17 protein-coding genes are annotated in these 15,241 nt (G+C 34.2%); 11 read left to right on the top strand and 6 right to left on the bottom strand.

Annotated elements, in window-relative coordinates:
• The first annotated feature begins 4 nt into the window (after positions 1-4).
• The 6 genes from QY331_14755 (at position 5) to QY331_14780 (ending at position 4,896) form a co-directional block, all read left to right on the top strand.
• Positions 5-622: a rhomboid family intramembrane serine protease gene (locus QY331_14755; GenBank protein ID WKZ69219.1), complete on the top strand. Its 618-nt coding sequence runs from the start codon at positions 5-7 to the stop codon at positions 620-622.
• Positions 588-1,658, top strand: a complete 1,071-nt coding sequence (locus tag QY331_14760) for a serine protease (protein ID WKZ69220.1) — start codon at positions 588-590, stop codon at positions 1,656-1,658. The genes QY331_14755 and QY331_14760 overlap by 35 nt, the downstream gene beginning before the upstream one ends.
• 87 nt (positions 1,659-1,745) lie before the next feature.
• Positions 1,746-2,387 carry an HAD hydrolase-like protein gene (locus tag QY331_14765; GenBank protein ID WKZ69221.1) on the top strand — a complete coding sequence of 214 codons (642 nt, stop codon included), beginning with the start codon at positions 1,746-1,748 and terminating at the stop codon, positions 2,385-2,387.
• A gap of 106 nt (positions 2,388-2,493) precedes the next feature.
• Complete coding sequence (locus tag QY331_14770) at positions 2,494-3,945, top strand: potassium/proton antiporter (protein WKZ69222.1); 1,452 nt, start codon at positions 2,494-2,496, stop codon at positions 3,943-3,945.
• Positions 3,946-4,110: 165 nt separating this feature from the next.
• A complete protein-coding gene (locus tag QY331_14775; GenBank protein ID WKZ69223.1) occupies positions 4,111-4,326 on the top strand; it encodes a cold-shock protein in 216 nt (71 codons plus the stop codon).
• Between the two features lie 60 nt (positions 4,327-4,386).
• Complete coding sequence (locus QY331_14780) at positions 4,387-4,896, top strand: DinB family protein (GenBank protein WKZ69224.1); 510 nt, start codon at positions 4,387-4,389, stop codon at positions 4,894-4,896.
• On the opposite strand, the gene QY331_14785 is transcribed toward QY331_14780, so the two are convergent.
• Genes QY331_14785 through QY331_14795 form a run of 3 tightly spaced genes read right to left on the bottom strand, consistent with a single transcriptional unit; the run spans position 4,897 to position 7,841 of the window.
• Positions 4,897-5,538: an NAAT family transporter gene (locus QY331_14785; GenBank protein WKZ69225.1), complete on the bottom strand. Its 642-nt coding sequence runs from the start codon at positions 5,536-5,538 to the stop codon at positions 4,897-4,899.
• A 3-nt stretch (positions 5,539-5,541) separates the two neighbouring features.
• Complete coding sequence (locus tag QY331_14790; GenBank protein WKZ69226.1) at positions 5,542-6,996, bottom strand: pyridoxal-dependent decarboxylase; 1,455 nt, start codon at positions 6,994-6,996, stop codon at positions 5,542-5,544.
• A 2-nt stretch (positions 6,997-6,998) separates the two neighbouring features.
• A complete protein-coding gene (locus tag QY331_14795) occupies positions 6,999-7,841 on the bottom strand; it encodes an alpha/beta fold hydrolase (protein ID WKZ69227.1) in 843 nt (280 codons plus the stop codon).
• 173 nt (positions 7,842-8,014) lie between these two features.
• Here QY331_14795 and QY331_14800 point away from each other — a divergent pair, with 173 nt between their 5' ends.
• From QY331_14800 to QY331_14810, 3 genes are all read left to right on the top strand, one after another.
• Positions 8,015-9,703, top strand: coding sequence for a proline--tRNA ligase (locus QY331_14800; protein ID WKZ69228.1), 1,689 nt, complete (start codon positions 8,015-8,017; stop codon positions 9,701-9,703).
• 81 nt (positions 9,704-9,784) lie between these two features.
• Positions 9,785-10,462 (top strand): 16S rRNA (cytidine(1402)-2'-O)-methyltransferase, encoded by a 678-nt coding sequence (gene rsmI / locus QY331_14805; GenBank protein ID WKZ69229.1) that lies wholly within the window; start codon positions 9,785-9,787, stop codon positions 10,460-10,462.
• Positions 10,463-10,565: 103 nt separating this feature from the next.
• Positions 10,566-11,111 (top strand): NifU family protein, encoded by a 546-nt coding sequence (locus QY331_14810; GenBank protein WKZ69230.1) that lies wholly within the window; start codon positions 10,566-10,568, stop codon positions 11,109-11,111.
• A gap of 40 nt (positions 11,112-11,151) precedes the next feature.
• Here the strand turns inward: QY331_14810 and QY331_14815 are convergent, their stop codons facing one another.
• The 3 genes from QY331_14815 to QY331_14825 form a co-directional block, all read right to left on the bottom strand.
• On the bottom strand, positions 11,152-11,601 hold the full coding sequence (locus QY331_14815) for a cytochrome c (protein WKZ69231.1): 450 nt from the start codon (positions 11,599-11,601) through the stop codon (positions 11,152-11,154).
• A 77-nt stretch (positions 11,602-11,678) separates the two neighbouring features.
• A complete protein-coding gene (locus QY331_14820; protein WKZ69232.1) occupies positions 11,679-13,307 on the bottom strand; it encodes an N-acetylmuramoyl-L-alanine amidase in 1,629 nt (542 codons plus the stop codon).
• 1 nt (position 13,308) lies between these two features.
• Positions 13,309-13,896 (bottom strand): isoprenylcysteine carboxylmethyltransferase family protein, encoded by a 588-nt coding sequence (locus QY331_14825; GenBank protein WKZ69233.1) that lies wholly within the window; start codon positions 13,894-13,896, stop codon positions 13,309-13,311.
• Between the two features lie 254 nt (positions 13,897-14,150).
• On the opposite strand from QY331_14825, the gene QY331_14830 reads away from it, so the two are divergent.
• Both QY331_14830 and QY331_14835 read left to right on the top strand, forming a co-directional pair.
• Positions 14,151-14,636 (top strand): hypothetical protein, encoded by a 486-nt coding sequence (locus QY331_14830; GenBank protein ID WKZ69234.1) that lies wholly within the window; start codon positions 14,151-14,153, stop codon positions 14,634-14,636.
• Positions 14,637-14,667: 31 nt separating this feature from the next.
• Positions 14,668-15,240, top strand: coding sequence for a hypothetical protein (locus tag QY331_14835; protein ID WKZ69235.1), 573 nt, complete (start codon positions 14,668-14,670; stop codon positions 15,238-15,240).
• Position 15,241 lies beyond the last annotated feature (1 nt).

The following is a 15,241-nucleotide window of genomic DNA, read 5'->3' on the forward strand; positions in this document are numbered from 1 at the left end:
TTCAATGAATGATGAAAAAATTAAATTTCGTAAAGCTATATTAACTTCCTCAATCATTTTATTGATTATATGGATTGTTAAAATAATTGAAATTTCTTTTGGTCTAAGTTTTGTACAGTACGGTTTACTGCCTAAAAGTTTTGCATTCCCCCCGGGAGTTTTTCTGTTTCATTTTATTCATTCCGGTTTTGAGCATCTAATCTCAAATTCTTTTCCGATATTATTTTTGGTTACCGCAATTGTCTATTTTTATCCAAACTCTGCATTTCGGGTGATGGCATTAATATTTCTGTTTTCCGGTATTATGGTTTGGTTTATCGGACGCCCCTCTTATCATATTGGCGCAAGTGCGTTTGTTTACGGACTAATTACATTCACATTTTTCTCCGGCATAATAAAATGGGATAGAAGATCAATTGTACTTTCTTTAATTGTTACATTTCTTTATGGTGGATTTACTTGGGGAGTGTTACCTTTAGACGACAAAGTTTCTTGGGAAGGACATTTATCGGGTGCAGTACTGGGTTTTATATGCGCTGTTGCATTCCGGAAGCTTGATCCTTATAATAAATTTGAACGCTTGGAGGATGAAGAAGATGAGATCGACGAATTGGAGAACTAGGCTATTAAAGAATATTTCTTTCATGCTTTTTATTGGTTTGATTTTTTCAAGTTGTACTTCCGAAACCGAAATACGCAAGGTTACATATCCCGAATTATTTGATGGAAAATATGACAGCGAATTCCCCGCAAGAAGCAGTTCTGAACAATTAGAGAAAATTTCCAATTCAATTAGACTTGTAAACAGTATTGCCTTCTACAGAACTTACCACTTTAATTTAAATGATAGCATAACAGTTTCGTCAATAATAAATGAAGATTATAAAAATTATGTTGCTAGTTCAACAATATTTGATGAGACTGCCTCCGGCACCGGTACTCTCATTTATAGTTATCGAGATGTTCTTGCCATATTAACATGCGCGCATGTAATCAATTTTCCCGATTCAATAAAATCATTTCACTTAACCGAAAGTGGTAAAAGGACCGAATACTTAAAAAGTTTTTCTCTAATTGTTAAGCAAGATATTTATGTTGTTCCTTCCTACGAAGAAGGAAATTTTGAACTTATTCTACAAGACAATGATCTCGACATTGCTATTCTTAAAAAGAAATTAAAAAGTGAACAGTTATTCAAGGTTCCGACCTTAAGTATTCCACTCGGAAATGCTGCTGAATTAAATTGGGGAACATTTGTATATGTATTCGGATTTCCTGCTAATTATAAAATGATATCTAAAGCGATTGTTTCAAGTCCAAATTATGATAAAAAATCATCATTCATAATTGATGCTGTTGCTAATCAAGGAATGAGCGGTGGAATTGTTTTAGCAATACGTGATGGTATCCCAAATTTTGAACTGGTTGGAATGGTCCTTTCGGCTCCGGCTTCTTATGAGTATGTTTTAAGACCTCATAAAGAGAGTGAGATGGTAGTCGGTTCAGAATATAAAGGACGTCTAGTTGCTGATGCCCAACGTAATATCAAGTTCGGAATTACTAAAGTGTTATCAATTGAAGCTATTCTCAGATTTATAGAAAAAAATAAGTCAACTCTAAGTAAACATGAAATTCAATATGATTACGTTTTTAGGTAATATTAAGTAATAAGTATAATTGTTTTTTGTTATCTCAGATAAAAGTCACATCTTTGTCATTCAACTTTTCAAAAACATTATATAAACATGATCGAGCTCTCTAAATACAAACATATTATCTGGGATTGGAACGGAACGATTCTCAGCGATCTTGATATGTGTGTTAATATTATAAATGAACTTCTTGAAGCACATGATATGCAGACAATTTCAACGGAACAGTATAAATCTGTTTTTACTATTCCCGTAGAAAACTATTATAAAGAAATCGGATTCGATTTCAGCAAAAAGAGTTTTGAGATAATCGGGAAGGAATGGATGGACGAATATGAAAGAAGAAAATATGATGATGCAATTATACATCCCGCGGTTTCAAAAATTATTTCTTCAATACATCAAAACGGACAAAGCCAATCAATACTTTCCGCATATATGCAGCATACTTTAGAGGAACTTGTTTCACATTACAACTTGACCGAATATTTCGATTACTTGGTAGGTGCCGGTGATATATATGCGTACGGAAAAGTTGAGCAAGGTAAAATGCTGATGAATAAACTTGGATTAAAAAAAGGCGAATCAATTCTAATCGGTGATACAATACACGATTTTGAAGTTGCACTAGAAATTGGCGCTGATTGCCTTTTAACGGCTGAAGGTCATCAATCTTATGAAAGATTAGCTTCAACCGGATGTAAGGTTGTGCATTCTTTGGAAGAACTCTTATAATTCCGTAAAATTTTTTAGTCTTTTCCGCTATTCATTTTTGATTTTATTTGACGATATTTATAAAATATTTTGTCAAATTTATCTTATCCAATTATAATGTGAATAAATGATCACCATTGATTTATTACTTTTTATCGGTGCGATTCTTATTCTAATCAGTTTATTGATCGCAAAACTTTTTCATAATATCGGCATTCCTACAATGCTGCTTTTTATAGCTGTAGGAATTCTTGCCGGTTCTGAAGGTATTGGCGGAATTTATTTTGACGATGCAAACCTTGCACAATCAATAGGTATTATAGCTTTAGTTTTTATTTTATTTTCGGGCGGGTTGGATACAAATTGGAGTGATTCAAAACAAGTTGTTTTACCCTCGTTTTTACTTGCCTCAGTAGGGGTCTTAATTACTGCAATAATTATCGCATTATTTATAATGTGGTTGTTTGATACATCCTTTCTTTGGGGTTTACTATTTGGTTCTATAATTTCCTCAACTGATGCTGCTGCTGTTTTTTCGATTCTTCGTACCGGAAATATCTCATTAAAGGGAAAAATAAAACCATTACTTGAACTTGAATCCGGAAGTAATGATCCGATGGCAGTATTCCTCACAATCGGAACGATAGAATTATTACTTTCACCTGAGAAACCTGTTATTGATTTAGCAATCATGTTTTTGCTTCAAATTGGTTTAGGTGGAGCGCTTGGTTTTGGCGGTGGCAGATTAATGGCATATTTAGTAAACAAACTTAATTTCTTTTACGAAGGTGTTTATCCAATTTTTGCGCTTTCAATAGCACTGTTGATATATTCTTCCGCAGCGGTTTTAGGTGGAAGCGGATTTCTTGCCATCTATATTGCCGGAGTTGTTCTTGGGAATTGCCAATTTGTACATAAAAGATCTTTAATTAGATTCTTTGATGGACTTGCAGTGTTAAGTCAAATTACAATGTTTCTTACTCTAGGTCTATTATTATTTCCATCTGAATTACTTGATGTAATTGGTTTAGGATTTTTACTCAGCGCATTACTTATGTTTGTTGCCAGACCTTTGAGTGTTCTGATTACGTTAATTCCATTTAAATTTACGATCAAAGAAAAAATATTTGCATCGTGGGTGGGTTTACGTGGTGCGGTTCCGATTATCCTCGCTACTTTCCCTCTTTTAATGGGTGTAGAAAACTCGGGATTAATTTTTGATTTAGTTTTCTTTATTGTACTTACATCGGCATTAGTTCAAGGATGGTCAATTAATCCGGTTGCAAAGTTATTAAAACTTGCTGCCCCGTTAGAAAAAGCAAGAAGTGTACAGATTGAATTCACATCAACCACAAAAGATGATACCGAGATGATTGAAATCATAATTCCGTTTAGCTCAAAAGTTATCGGGAAACAAATTGTTGATCTAAATTTCCCGGAAGAAAGTAGAATTATTTTAGTAACCCGTGATGAAAAAAATATTGTGCCCAGCGGTCAAACTATTTTAGAAGGCGGAGATATTCTATCGATGCTGGTAAATAAAAATAACATTAACTCAATAAGACAAATATTTTCCTAAAAATGTTTTAATTGCAAATTTTCGTTTTTTGTTGATTTTTCTTACTCTTTTCAACAATTTTGTTTGAGGCAGTTCTTTGATAATTTTGTGGCTTTAAGAATTAAAAGAAAGACACGGTTTTATCTTCTGCCAATTTTGTTTTAAAATATTTTCGGAGGTTTTTTCATGGCAGAGCGCGAAACCGGTACCGTAAAATGGTTCAACGCATCAAAAGGATACGGCTTCATCACAAGAGACGGTGGTGAAGAATTATTTGTCCATTTCAGTTCTATTCAATCCGATGGATACAAAAAACTTGAAGAAGGACAAAAAGTAGAATTCACTGTTGTTGAAGCAGAAAAAGGTCCGCAAGCTCAAGAAGTTGTTAACATCGCTGGTTAACTAAGTAAACAAATTTAAGCGGCATTCATAAGATGCCGCTTTTCTTTTATAGGGAGTACAATGAATAAACCAAAACTAGATGATTTTCCGGAATATTATAAAAGATATATTCAACAAGTAATTGATAAAGATATTTTTAAATACTTTGAAGAACAAAAGTTTTCGACTAAGAAATTTTTTGAAAACATAGACGAAGAGAAATCCAATTACAGATACGCGGATAATAAATGGAGTATTAAACAAATTCTAGGTCACATCTGTGATTCAGAAAGAATATTTACAGCTCGCGCATTAAAATTTGCAAGAAACGAAAAGCAAGCTCTGCCGGGCTTCGAAGAAAACGAGTATGTCCGAGCAGCTAACTTTGATGAACTTCCGTTGCAATTATTAATAGATGATTTTGTTATTATGAGGGATTCTCATATTTCACTTTTCAAAACATTTAATGATGAGATTCTATCTCGCAAAGGAATCGCAAATAATACTGAATATACAGTTGGTTCAATTTTGTATATAATGGCGGGACATATAGATCATCACATCGAAGTGATAAAGGAAAGATATCTGTAATTAATTGCCAATCATCAGGATGTCACGTAATATAGGTTTCAATCCGCTGAAGACAAATTCGACGGCAATAACCATTACTATCAATCCCATTATTCGGGTTAGAACTTTATTTCCGCTTTCACCAAGCTTACGAATAATTTTACGAGATGATATTAAAACTAAAAAGGTAATTAATAATACAACGAGAATTACGGCAACTAAAACTCCCTTTAATAATAATGTATGTGCATCGCTCATTAAAACAATTGAAACCGTCATTGCACCCGGACCGGCAATCATTGGAATTGCAAGTGGTGTAATTGAAATATCATCAACAAATTCATGTGTAGTTTCTTTATCGGTTTTTGTTCTAATTAATCTTGCTTGGAGCATATCATAACCAGCCATAAAAAAGATAACTCCACCAACGATTCGTAATCCGTTAATAGAAATATGAAAGAAGTCAAAAATGAATTTACCCGTAAACGCAAAAAGTAAAAGAGTAATACCGGCAATTAACACAGCTTTCAATGCGGTCTTGCGTGCTTCATCCGATGGTAACTTCGCTGTCATTGTTGTATAAACTGGCATTACACCAAGCGGATTTACCATTGTAAATAATGTAGCAAATGCGTAAAGTATGTATTCCGTTATCTGATCCATATTTTAAAAAGCTTCAATTTCTTTATAACATTTAAGAATATGCTGCCAAACTTGTTGCACGTGTTTTTCGGTAGTACGCAAACCGGAAATCACAATTCTAATTGTAAACATGCCGTTGAGCTTTGTATGTGTTAAAAAGAATTCTCCCGTTTGATTAATTTTTTCTAACAGTTTTTCATTAAAGGAATTCAATTGTTCATCTGTTTGTAATTTTCCCGGGACTATACGAAAACATATTGTGCTGAAATTAACCGGCGCTAACAATTCAAATTGTTCAGATTCAAGTACCCATTTTTCAACTAATTTGCCGAGACGAAGATGTTCTCTTATAATATTCTGAATACCTTCAACTCCAAAGTGCCTAATTAAGAACCACAATTTAAGCGATCGAAATCTTCTGCCAAGTTGAATACCGTAATCCATATGATTAACGGCGTTTTTATCATGTTCGGTTTTTAAATATTCCGCTACAATGCTGAAAGTTCGTCGTAGTACATCAGGATGTTTTGTATAAAATGCGGAAACATCAATCGGGACAAACATCCATTTGTGCGGATTAAAATAAAATGAATCCGCTTCTTCGCATCCATTTAAGATATATTTCATTTCAGGTAGAATTGCTGCCGAACCAGCGTGTGCTGCATCAACATGAAGCCAAAGATTTTCTTCTTTACAGATTTTTGATATTTCCGGAATCGGATCAATTGCAGTTGAGGAAGTTGTACCAACTGTTCCAACAACACAAAACGGAAACCAACCATTTTTTCTATCTTCTTCAATAGCTTTTTTCAACTCCGAAGAAATCAATTCAAATTTTTCATTGACCGGAATTTTTTTAACTCCTTCAATACCTATTCCCAATGTAATAGCTGCTCTTTCAACAGAAGAATGCGCATGTTCTGATTGATATAACCTTAATCTCTTAGTATCACTCCTTCCACTCATTCCTTTTAATCTAAAGTCGGCACCTTCAATATTTTCTTTAGCCATTGCAATGCCGTGTAATGTAGAAGCCGATCCGCCGTCATAAATAATTCCCCAAAAATTTTCCGGGAGACCTATCATTTGTCTAAGCCAATTCATCATAACTTCTTCAAGTTCTGTTGAAGCAGGCGAGGATTTCCACAACATCCCGTTAATATTAAACGCACCGGAAAGCAGTTCTGCAAGGATTCCGGGACCACTTCCACTGGAATTAAAATAAGCCATAAATTTCGGATGATTCCAATGTGTCATTCCCGGCATTATGATTTCATCAATGTCATTAAAAACATTTTTCATATTCTCTGGTTTTAACGGTGGCGATTCGGGAAGTTTAGATTTTACATCACCGGGATTAATTTTTGCAAGCGCTGGATAACTTTCAATATTCTCAAAATAATTTGCGATCCAATCAATAAGTTCATGGCCATACTTTCTGAACTCCTCGGGAGACATATCAACATACTTTTTATTCATTTCTAAAACTCAATTTTATTCAACCAATTTATTACTTCTCTTGTCAGTTCAATTCGTTTATCCGAAAATGAATGCCCGCAAGAAATTATTCTCTCTGTATAGGTTGGGTTATACTTCTTTAGAGCTTTGGATAAAGGAAAATGATGGAGTTCAACCGGCGCAAGTTGATCGAATTTTGCCGCGATTAACAATAAATCTTTTTTTGCTAATGTTTTAACATGATTTATCAAATTCCACTCTTTATTATGCTGCAACATTTCATTTAACAAATCTTGCTCTGAAGTTCCATTAAGCAATAGCACAGAATCATGCATTCTATCGAGTGAAATATTTTTTATGTCTTCATTTGATTTAATAAAATCCGCCCATAACCCGAAATTGAACCCGGCGAAAGCAGCACCATGTTTTAGCAAACTATCATTTGCTAAATTTAACAAAGTGATAAATCCACCCATGCTATGACCAACAAGAATTACTTTTTTATTATCACATCGATATAAATCCTTTACTTCATCAGATCTGAAGTAGGTAATCACTAATTTGGAATCTTCAATACAATTACTCCATGAATAACTTCCACCGCTTCCCCAAGAACCGCGATAATGAAAATGGACAACATTAAAACCGTTTCTTCTTATTGCATGAGCAATATCTATATTTGTATCATTACCGGGAAAACCGGTTAAGAGAATAACAGTCGGATGAGGTCCTTCTCCCGCTGCAATTAATATAGAACCGATTAGTTTACTCCCATGAGAATCGAGTGTAAAAGTACGAACCGTAGCCGGATATTTTAGATCAACTTCAGGTGGATCTTGTGTTACTGGATCAAAGTTAAGTTTCATTATCTCCTCATTTACGAACCAGCCTAAGACTGAATTAAAACGGAAACACCAACATTTAATTTCTTTGCAAAAATACACAATTAAGAAGCAATTGCGAACCGCATACTAACAAGTGGGTATTCTTATAATCATTTACTATTTTTGTTGATTCGATTATTGGAGATATTATTTTTATGCGTTTATCAAAAGCTTTTATTCCCACATTAAAAGAAGTTCCGGCGGATGCAGTTATACCAAGCCATATTCTAATGGTTAGAGCCGGTTTAGTTAGAATGTTATCAGCCGGTATTTATTCATTTCTTCCTGTTGGTTACAAAATGATTAAGAAAATTTCCGATATTATTCGTGAAGAAATGAATGCTATAGGCGGACAAGAATTTCATTTGCCGGCGCTTAACCCAAAAGATATTTGGGAAGAGACAAATCGTGTTGAAGCTTTCGGTGATACAATGTTTCACATAAAAAATCGTGATTATGTTTTAGCTCCAACACACGAAGAAATTATGACATTCCATGCAAAAGGAGTTTTAAAATCATATAAAGACTTACCTCAGATTTGGTATCAGATTCAAACTAAATTTAGAAATGAACCTAGACCAAGAAGCGGTGTTATTCGTGGAAGACAATTTTTAATGAAAGATGCTTATTCATTCGATACCTCTTATGAAACACTTGATAAATCATATGAGTTACATGATAAAGCATATAGAAAAATTTTCGATAGATGCGGATTGAAATACTTTATAGTAGGAGCTTCATCCGGTGCAATGGGTGGAAGCAAATCAGAAGAATTTATGGTTCAATCTGATGCCGGTGAAGATACAGTTGCACATTGTGAGAATTGTGGATATGCCGCAAATGTTGAAGTAGCAAAGTCTGTAATTGATCCGGTAAATCGTCTCTCAGTAAGCAAGCAAATAGAAGAAATCAGTACACCAAATGTTAAATCGATTGATGAACTCTGTGAATTTTTGAAAATTGATCAACGTGAGACTGCTAAATCAAGAATTTATATTCATAACGATGAACCGGTTTTAATTTTAATGAGCGGAAATGATGAAGTCAACGAAACAAAATTAGAATCTGTGCTCGGCGGAAATGTTCGTCCCGGTCATCCTGAGGAATTAAACGAAATAACCGGTGCCGATGCCGGTTCAATCGGTCCGATAGGATTTAAGAAAAGAATTATTGCAGACAATAGATTAATGGATGGCAACAATTTATATAGCGGTGCAAATAAAAATGATTATCATATCGGCGGTATTGATTTAAAGCGAGATGTTCCGACAATTGAGTATGCGGATTTACGTACAGTTGAGAGCGGTGAGAAATGTATTCAATGTGGCTCACCCATTAGCGTATTCAAGGCAATTGAACTTGGACACATCTTTAAACTCGGGACAAAGTACACAGATGCTATGGGTGTAAATTACTTAGATGAGAACGGTAAAGGACATCCGATAGTTATGGGAAGTTATGGAATTGGCGTTGAACGGGTATTAGCTTGTTACCTTGAACAAAATCATGATGATCGCGGAATAGTTTGGGATAAAAACTTAGCTCCTTTCCAAATTCATTTGATTGGCTTGAACATGAAGAATGACGAAATAAATAAAGCTTCATCAAAACTTTATGATGAATTAACTAGCGAAGGCTACGAGGTTTTATTTGATGATAGACTTGATGTTTCTGCTGGTTTTAAATTTAACGATGCTGATCTAATGGGTATGCCGGTTCAAGTTGTTGTCGGTGAAAAAAATTATAAAAATGGAAATGTTGAAATTAAAATTCGAAGAACCGGTGAAAAGGAAGTCGTGGCAATAAGTAATTTGAAATCAAAGCTGGAAGATTTATTAAGTTAATCCGCAGAGACGCAAAGTCGCTAAGTTTTCCTTTGCGTCTTCGCGCTTGCCCGGCTGTGAATTAGACTTTGCGGTGAATATATGGAACATAAACTCTACTTAGTTTCAACTCCTATCGGGAATCCTGATGATATAACACTGCGAGCTCTAAAAATATTAAAAGAATCAGATATTATTGCTTGTGAAAAAATAAAACCCGCACGAAGAATTTTATCAACCCTTGGAATTCAAAAAGAATTAATTCCTCTCAACAGACATACTGAGGAAGAATCAGCAAAAGAAGTTTTAAAGTTGATTCAAAGTGGAAAAACAGTTTCGCTTATATCAGATGGCGGGGCACCTCTTTTTTCTGATCCTGGTCATTACCTTGTTGATTTGTGTATTGAGAGTAATATTCAGATTGTACCTGTGCCCGGAGCTAATTCTCTTATTCCGGCATTAACCGGATCGGGACTTGATATTGAAAAATTCTATTATTACGGCTGGCTTTCCGCAAATACAGAAGAAAGACGAAGAGAACTAAATAGACTAAAAAACTTGAAAGAACTAATCGTAATTCTCGATACTCCCTACCGCCTTATAAAACTGCTGAAAGATGTGGAAATGATCTTCGGGAAAAAACAACAGATTGTAGTTGCATATAAACTAACGATGAATGATGAACACTTTTTCCGTGGCGAAATATCTCAGGTTCTACCGAAAATAGAAAAAAACGAACTCAAAGGAGAGTTTGTCCTTCTAATTGAAAATCGCAGTTAGATACCCTACCATTTTTGGCAAGAAATTTGTTCATTTGTACATGAAATTATAATTATTTTAGTTAATCTTAGTAAAAAAGAATAAATAGGAACCGGAGGAATAAATGTTACAGGTTCAGGATGTTGATTTAACACCGAATCCACAAGCTTTAAAGTTCATCTTAAATGAAAAGCTTTTACAGTTAGAAACCCGCAATTTTGCTAAAAAAGAGGAAGCTCAGAATGATCCGCTTGCAAAAGGTATTTTTGATATCGAGGGGGTAGTTTCGGTTTTTTATATGGATAGATTCGTCACAATTGAAAAAGATCCGAAAGCTAGCTGGGGACAAATTCAAAAGCCTTTTGTTGATTTTATTTCCAAATTTGATAAAAACCTCGTTCCTGCTGAGAAAGAAGTAAAAATTACTGAAGAAGAACAATCTGATGTATTGAGAAAAATTAATCAGATTTTGGATCAAAGAGTTCGTCCTGCTTTAGCCGGAGACGGTGGCGGTTTAGAAGTAACCGGCCTCGATGGAAACACTTTGAAAATACGTTATCAAGGTGCTTGCGGAACGTGCCCAAGTGCAATTAGAGGTACTTTAGTTGCTATCGAAAATCTTTTGAAGAGAGAAGTAAATCCAGCAATTGAAGTGATTTCAGACTTATAAAAAAAAATTATAGCGCCTTAATTAATTAAGGCGCTACAAACTAATTTCCTTCCAAACTCAATAAGTAATCTGCAATAATTCCAAGATCTTTTACATCTAAATTTTCGTAAGATGGCATCATGATATTTCTAAATTGATTTGAATATTCGTCAAACCGTGGATCGTTGCTATAATCTGCAGGACTTCTTAAATAATTTATAAGTTCATCACGATTCCAATGTTTCTTCGCATTGTATAAACTTGGACCAAGATTTCTGTTTCCTCTCAAATCTTGACCGTGACATGCTGTACACCCATTTTGCTTTATTAATGTAAGTCCGGGAGCTTCTTGCGATACTTCCCGATTTGTTTGCTGCGAAGGTTCTTCTTGTAAATAATCATCTATATGATGAGGTACATTAACCGAATCATCTTTTACCAGATCGGATAAGACGAAGAGAAAAATAAAAACTAGAAGAAACGCTGTTACCCATTTTTGTGCATTTGTCATACATTTCCTTTCAATTCATTATTTCATTATTCATAAGACGAACTGTAAAATTAAGACTAGCGGGATTAATTTCAAAGTTAATTTGAAGTCTCCAGCAAGGCTTTATCATAATAATCTTTGTAAGCGATAACGGAATTTAAAATTGCATTTGCAATTTCTTTTTGACCCTTTTCACTTTTAAGATATGCTTCATCTTCTCGATTTGTTAAAAATCCGGTTTCAATAAGAACACTTGGCATCGAAGCCCCTACAAGAACATAGAATCCGGCTTGTTTAATCCCACGTGACGGAATTTTTGTATGTGCAGTCCACTTTTGATTTAGTATATCTGAAAATTTCTCGGAATAACGCATATAAGCCGAATGAGCCATACTTACTAAAATAAAATTCTCATCAGTTAATGCTTGATACCTGTTCGGATCTTCTTCAAAATGAATTACACTATTTTCAAATTCAGCAATTTCAATCGCGCGTTGAGTTCTACCGGGACGAAGTAAATAGACTTCAAATCCTCTTGTCGTACTCGGTTTTTGTTTTAAAGCATTGCAGTGAATTGAGATGAATAATTTACCGTTTGCTTCGTTTGCAATTTTTCCACGTTTGAATAATTCAACAAAAGTATCGTTGTCTCTTGTATAGACGACTTTCACACCCGGTATTTTTTGTTCAATAAGTTTTCCAAGTTTTAACGCAATACCAAGATTTACGTCTTTTTCTCTAACACCGGTAACTCCGATTGCACCGGGATCTTTACCGCCATGTCCGGCATCAATAACCACTACATCAAACTTCCATTCATTAATTTTACTTACTAAATCAACTACCGGTTTATCAAACATTTTATTTTGGATAGAAATAAGAATATCATCACTCTCAACATCTCTAAATGTTTCATGAGCTGCAAAATTATCTTTCAATTGAAACTCAAGTTGAATATTTCCTGCTACGGTTTTTCGTTCAACTTTTTTCACCAACCCGAATGGTTTAACTTGTGTTATGCTCGGATCAACGCTTGTTCCTGTTAAAAATAAATACAGTGTATTATTTTTTATTGAGCTTCTATAACCCTTTAAATTCTTTTGGGATTTGAGTCTTATCATTGTCCCATTTGATTTTTCATCAATTGCCATATCATAAATATCATACTTTGATGCGACAACTGTTTTCGTATCCTTTTCTTTTACCGGTTCTGGTTTGGGTGAAACAACAGGCTTTTCATCTTTAATTGGTATGTCGGCGATTATCGGTGCAGATTTTTCTGTAATGCTTATATGTTTACGTCCATCATCATAATTTATTTCTTTTCCATACGCAAGTGAGAGTACTTTAGAAACATATATCATAGGTATCATTACATCATCTTGTACGAGTAAAGTGGATATTGGTAATTGAAATACATTTTGATTGTTATTGCTTCTATTAGTTAAAACGACAAATTGATTTCTGCCGGTAAGTTTTAGATTATATTCGCTGAATTTTAATTCAAGCTTTGCTGTCTCATCACTGTAATAGAAATTACCACCTAAAGCCAAAACGATCTCTTTTGCCGAAGCATAACTAATCCCTTTACGAGTAATGTAAGAAACATGTTCTGTTTTCCCATCAACCGATAAGCTTAGCTTAAGCATACGCTGTGCTTCAATACTCGATTGAACGAGAAAGAAAAATAAAACGATTACGATTGTATTTGAGATAAGTTTTCTCAACTTAACCAAGGAATGGAAATATAAATCCGGTTTTCTTTTTAAATGTTGCGTAATCTACAGGAAATCTTTTTAATAAAAGTTTCTCTTCAAGTTGAGCACGCAAAACAAATAAAGGAATTTGAACTATAATAACAATTGGTAAAACAAGATAACTTGCCAATGCCAAACCGGCACCAAGATCACTTAACAATTGAGAAATGTATTGGGGATGCCTGATTAATCTATAGGGTCCGTTTGTAACAAGTTCTTGTTTCTTCGAGATAATTACTTCTTGAGAATAATTCTTTCCGAGTGTTTTGTATGACCAAACTTGTATCCAAGAAAAAATTATGAAAATGATCAATCCAATTAATCTGTAAATATAAAATGAGTCAGATTCGGGTATCTCAAAAACTCCTAAACCGAATACACCAACAGCTTCTAAAATCAACACCAATGCTGCAATGTTAAGAGGCCATTTTTGCAAATAAGTCTTAGGCCGTTCAATAACTTCGCTCAACGATGATTTCAATCCCTTTTTAGCACCGGAAGCATTTGCAGTTATTGTCGCAAATAGATTAATACCTACAAGTAAATTAATAACATCCATTTAAGAAACTACTTTAATTGTTTTCTACAATATAAAATATTATTATAAAATATGCCTTTCCAAAATTGTTGGATGAGTTTATACTAAATATTTAGACAAGAAGTTTATACATGTAATTTTTACCAAATTTCTTTGAAAATAGTAAATTAGCTTAATTTTTTGGCAAATTTATGATAGTCTTTACTTAGCATAAAATTTGCATAGAATTATTTGGGCTTTTTCTCTAATTTAAATAGGAAAGATCGAAGGTATTTATGAATACCGGTCAAATGTTAATTACCATCGCCGCATTAATGTTATTGACTCTTGTGATTCTTAGGGTTAATAATAACTTCCTAAGCACTAACACAATTCTCATGGAAAACAAGTTCGGAGTACTGGCTGTTTCGCTCGCCACGTCAATCTTGGAAGAAGCTAAAGGGAAAGCATTCGATCATAATACCGATACCAATACTGTTACTTCCTCAAACCAACTAAGCACTATTGGTCCTGAAAGCGGTGAAGTTTATCCCAACTTTAATGATTTTGATGACTTCAATGGTTTCTCCAAAATCGATAGTACATTACCTTCAGCACCTTTCAAAATTGAATGTGAAGTTCATTATATAAACCCGTCAAATCCAAATTTAACAACCGGTTCAAAAACATGGCATAAAAGGATGAATGTAACAGTATCAAGTGATTTCATGCAAGACACAATTAGACTTACTTCAATTTACAGTTACTTTTTCTTTAGGTAAACTTATGGGCTTTAGTACTTTAATAGACATAATGGGCTCCACAATTATTGGCGGAATGCTTCTGGTGATCTTATTTCGCATGAATGATACTGCTGTTGAAAACACATACGTTTACGGTGGTGAACTGCTCGTTCAACAAAATCTTGTGGAAGTTGTTACCCTTCTTGAATATGATTTTAGAAAAATTGGCTATTGTGCTGATTGGTCGAAAATCCCTGATCCGGCCGATGCAATATTATCTGCTGATTCAAATGACATTACTTTTATTACCGATTTAGATTCTGATGGAAATATAGATACTTTACGATATTTTACAGGCCCGACTAGTGAGTTAACAGGCACGGCTAATCCTCGAGATCGCATGTTATATAGGGTGGAAAATAATGAATCACCAAAGGGTGCAAATTTAGGTGTTACACAATTCAATATGGTTTTCTATGATGCAATTGGAGCAGTAATTCCTTTTCCGATAACTCAGCCAAGACAGATTTACACGATGCAAATAAATATTACAGTAGAAAATACAGATGCTTATGATGAAAATTATTCCTCTGCTTTTTGGCGACAAATTCGGCTTGCTGCAAGAAATTTAAAGAATAGGTAAT

It is taken from the genome of Melioribacteraceae bacterium (genome assembly GCA_030584085.1).
Taxonomy (GTDB): domain Bacteria; phylum Bacteroidota; class Ignavibacteria; order Ignavibacteriales; family Melioribacteraceae; genus SURF-28.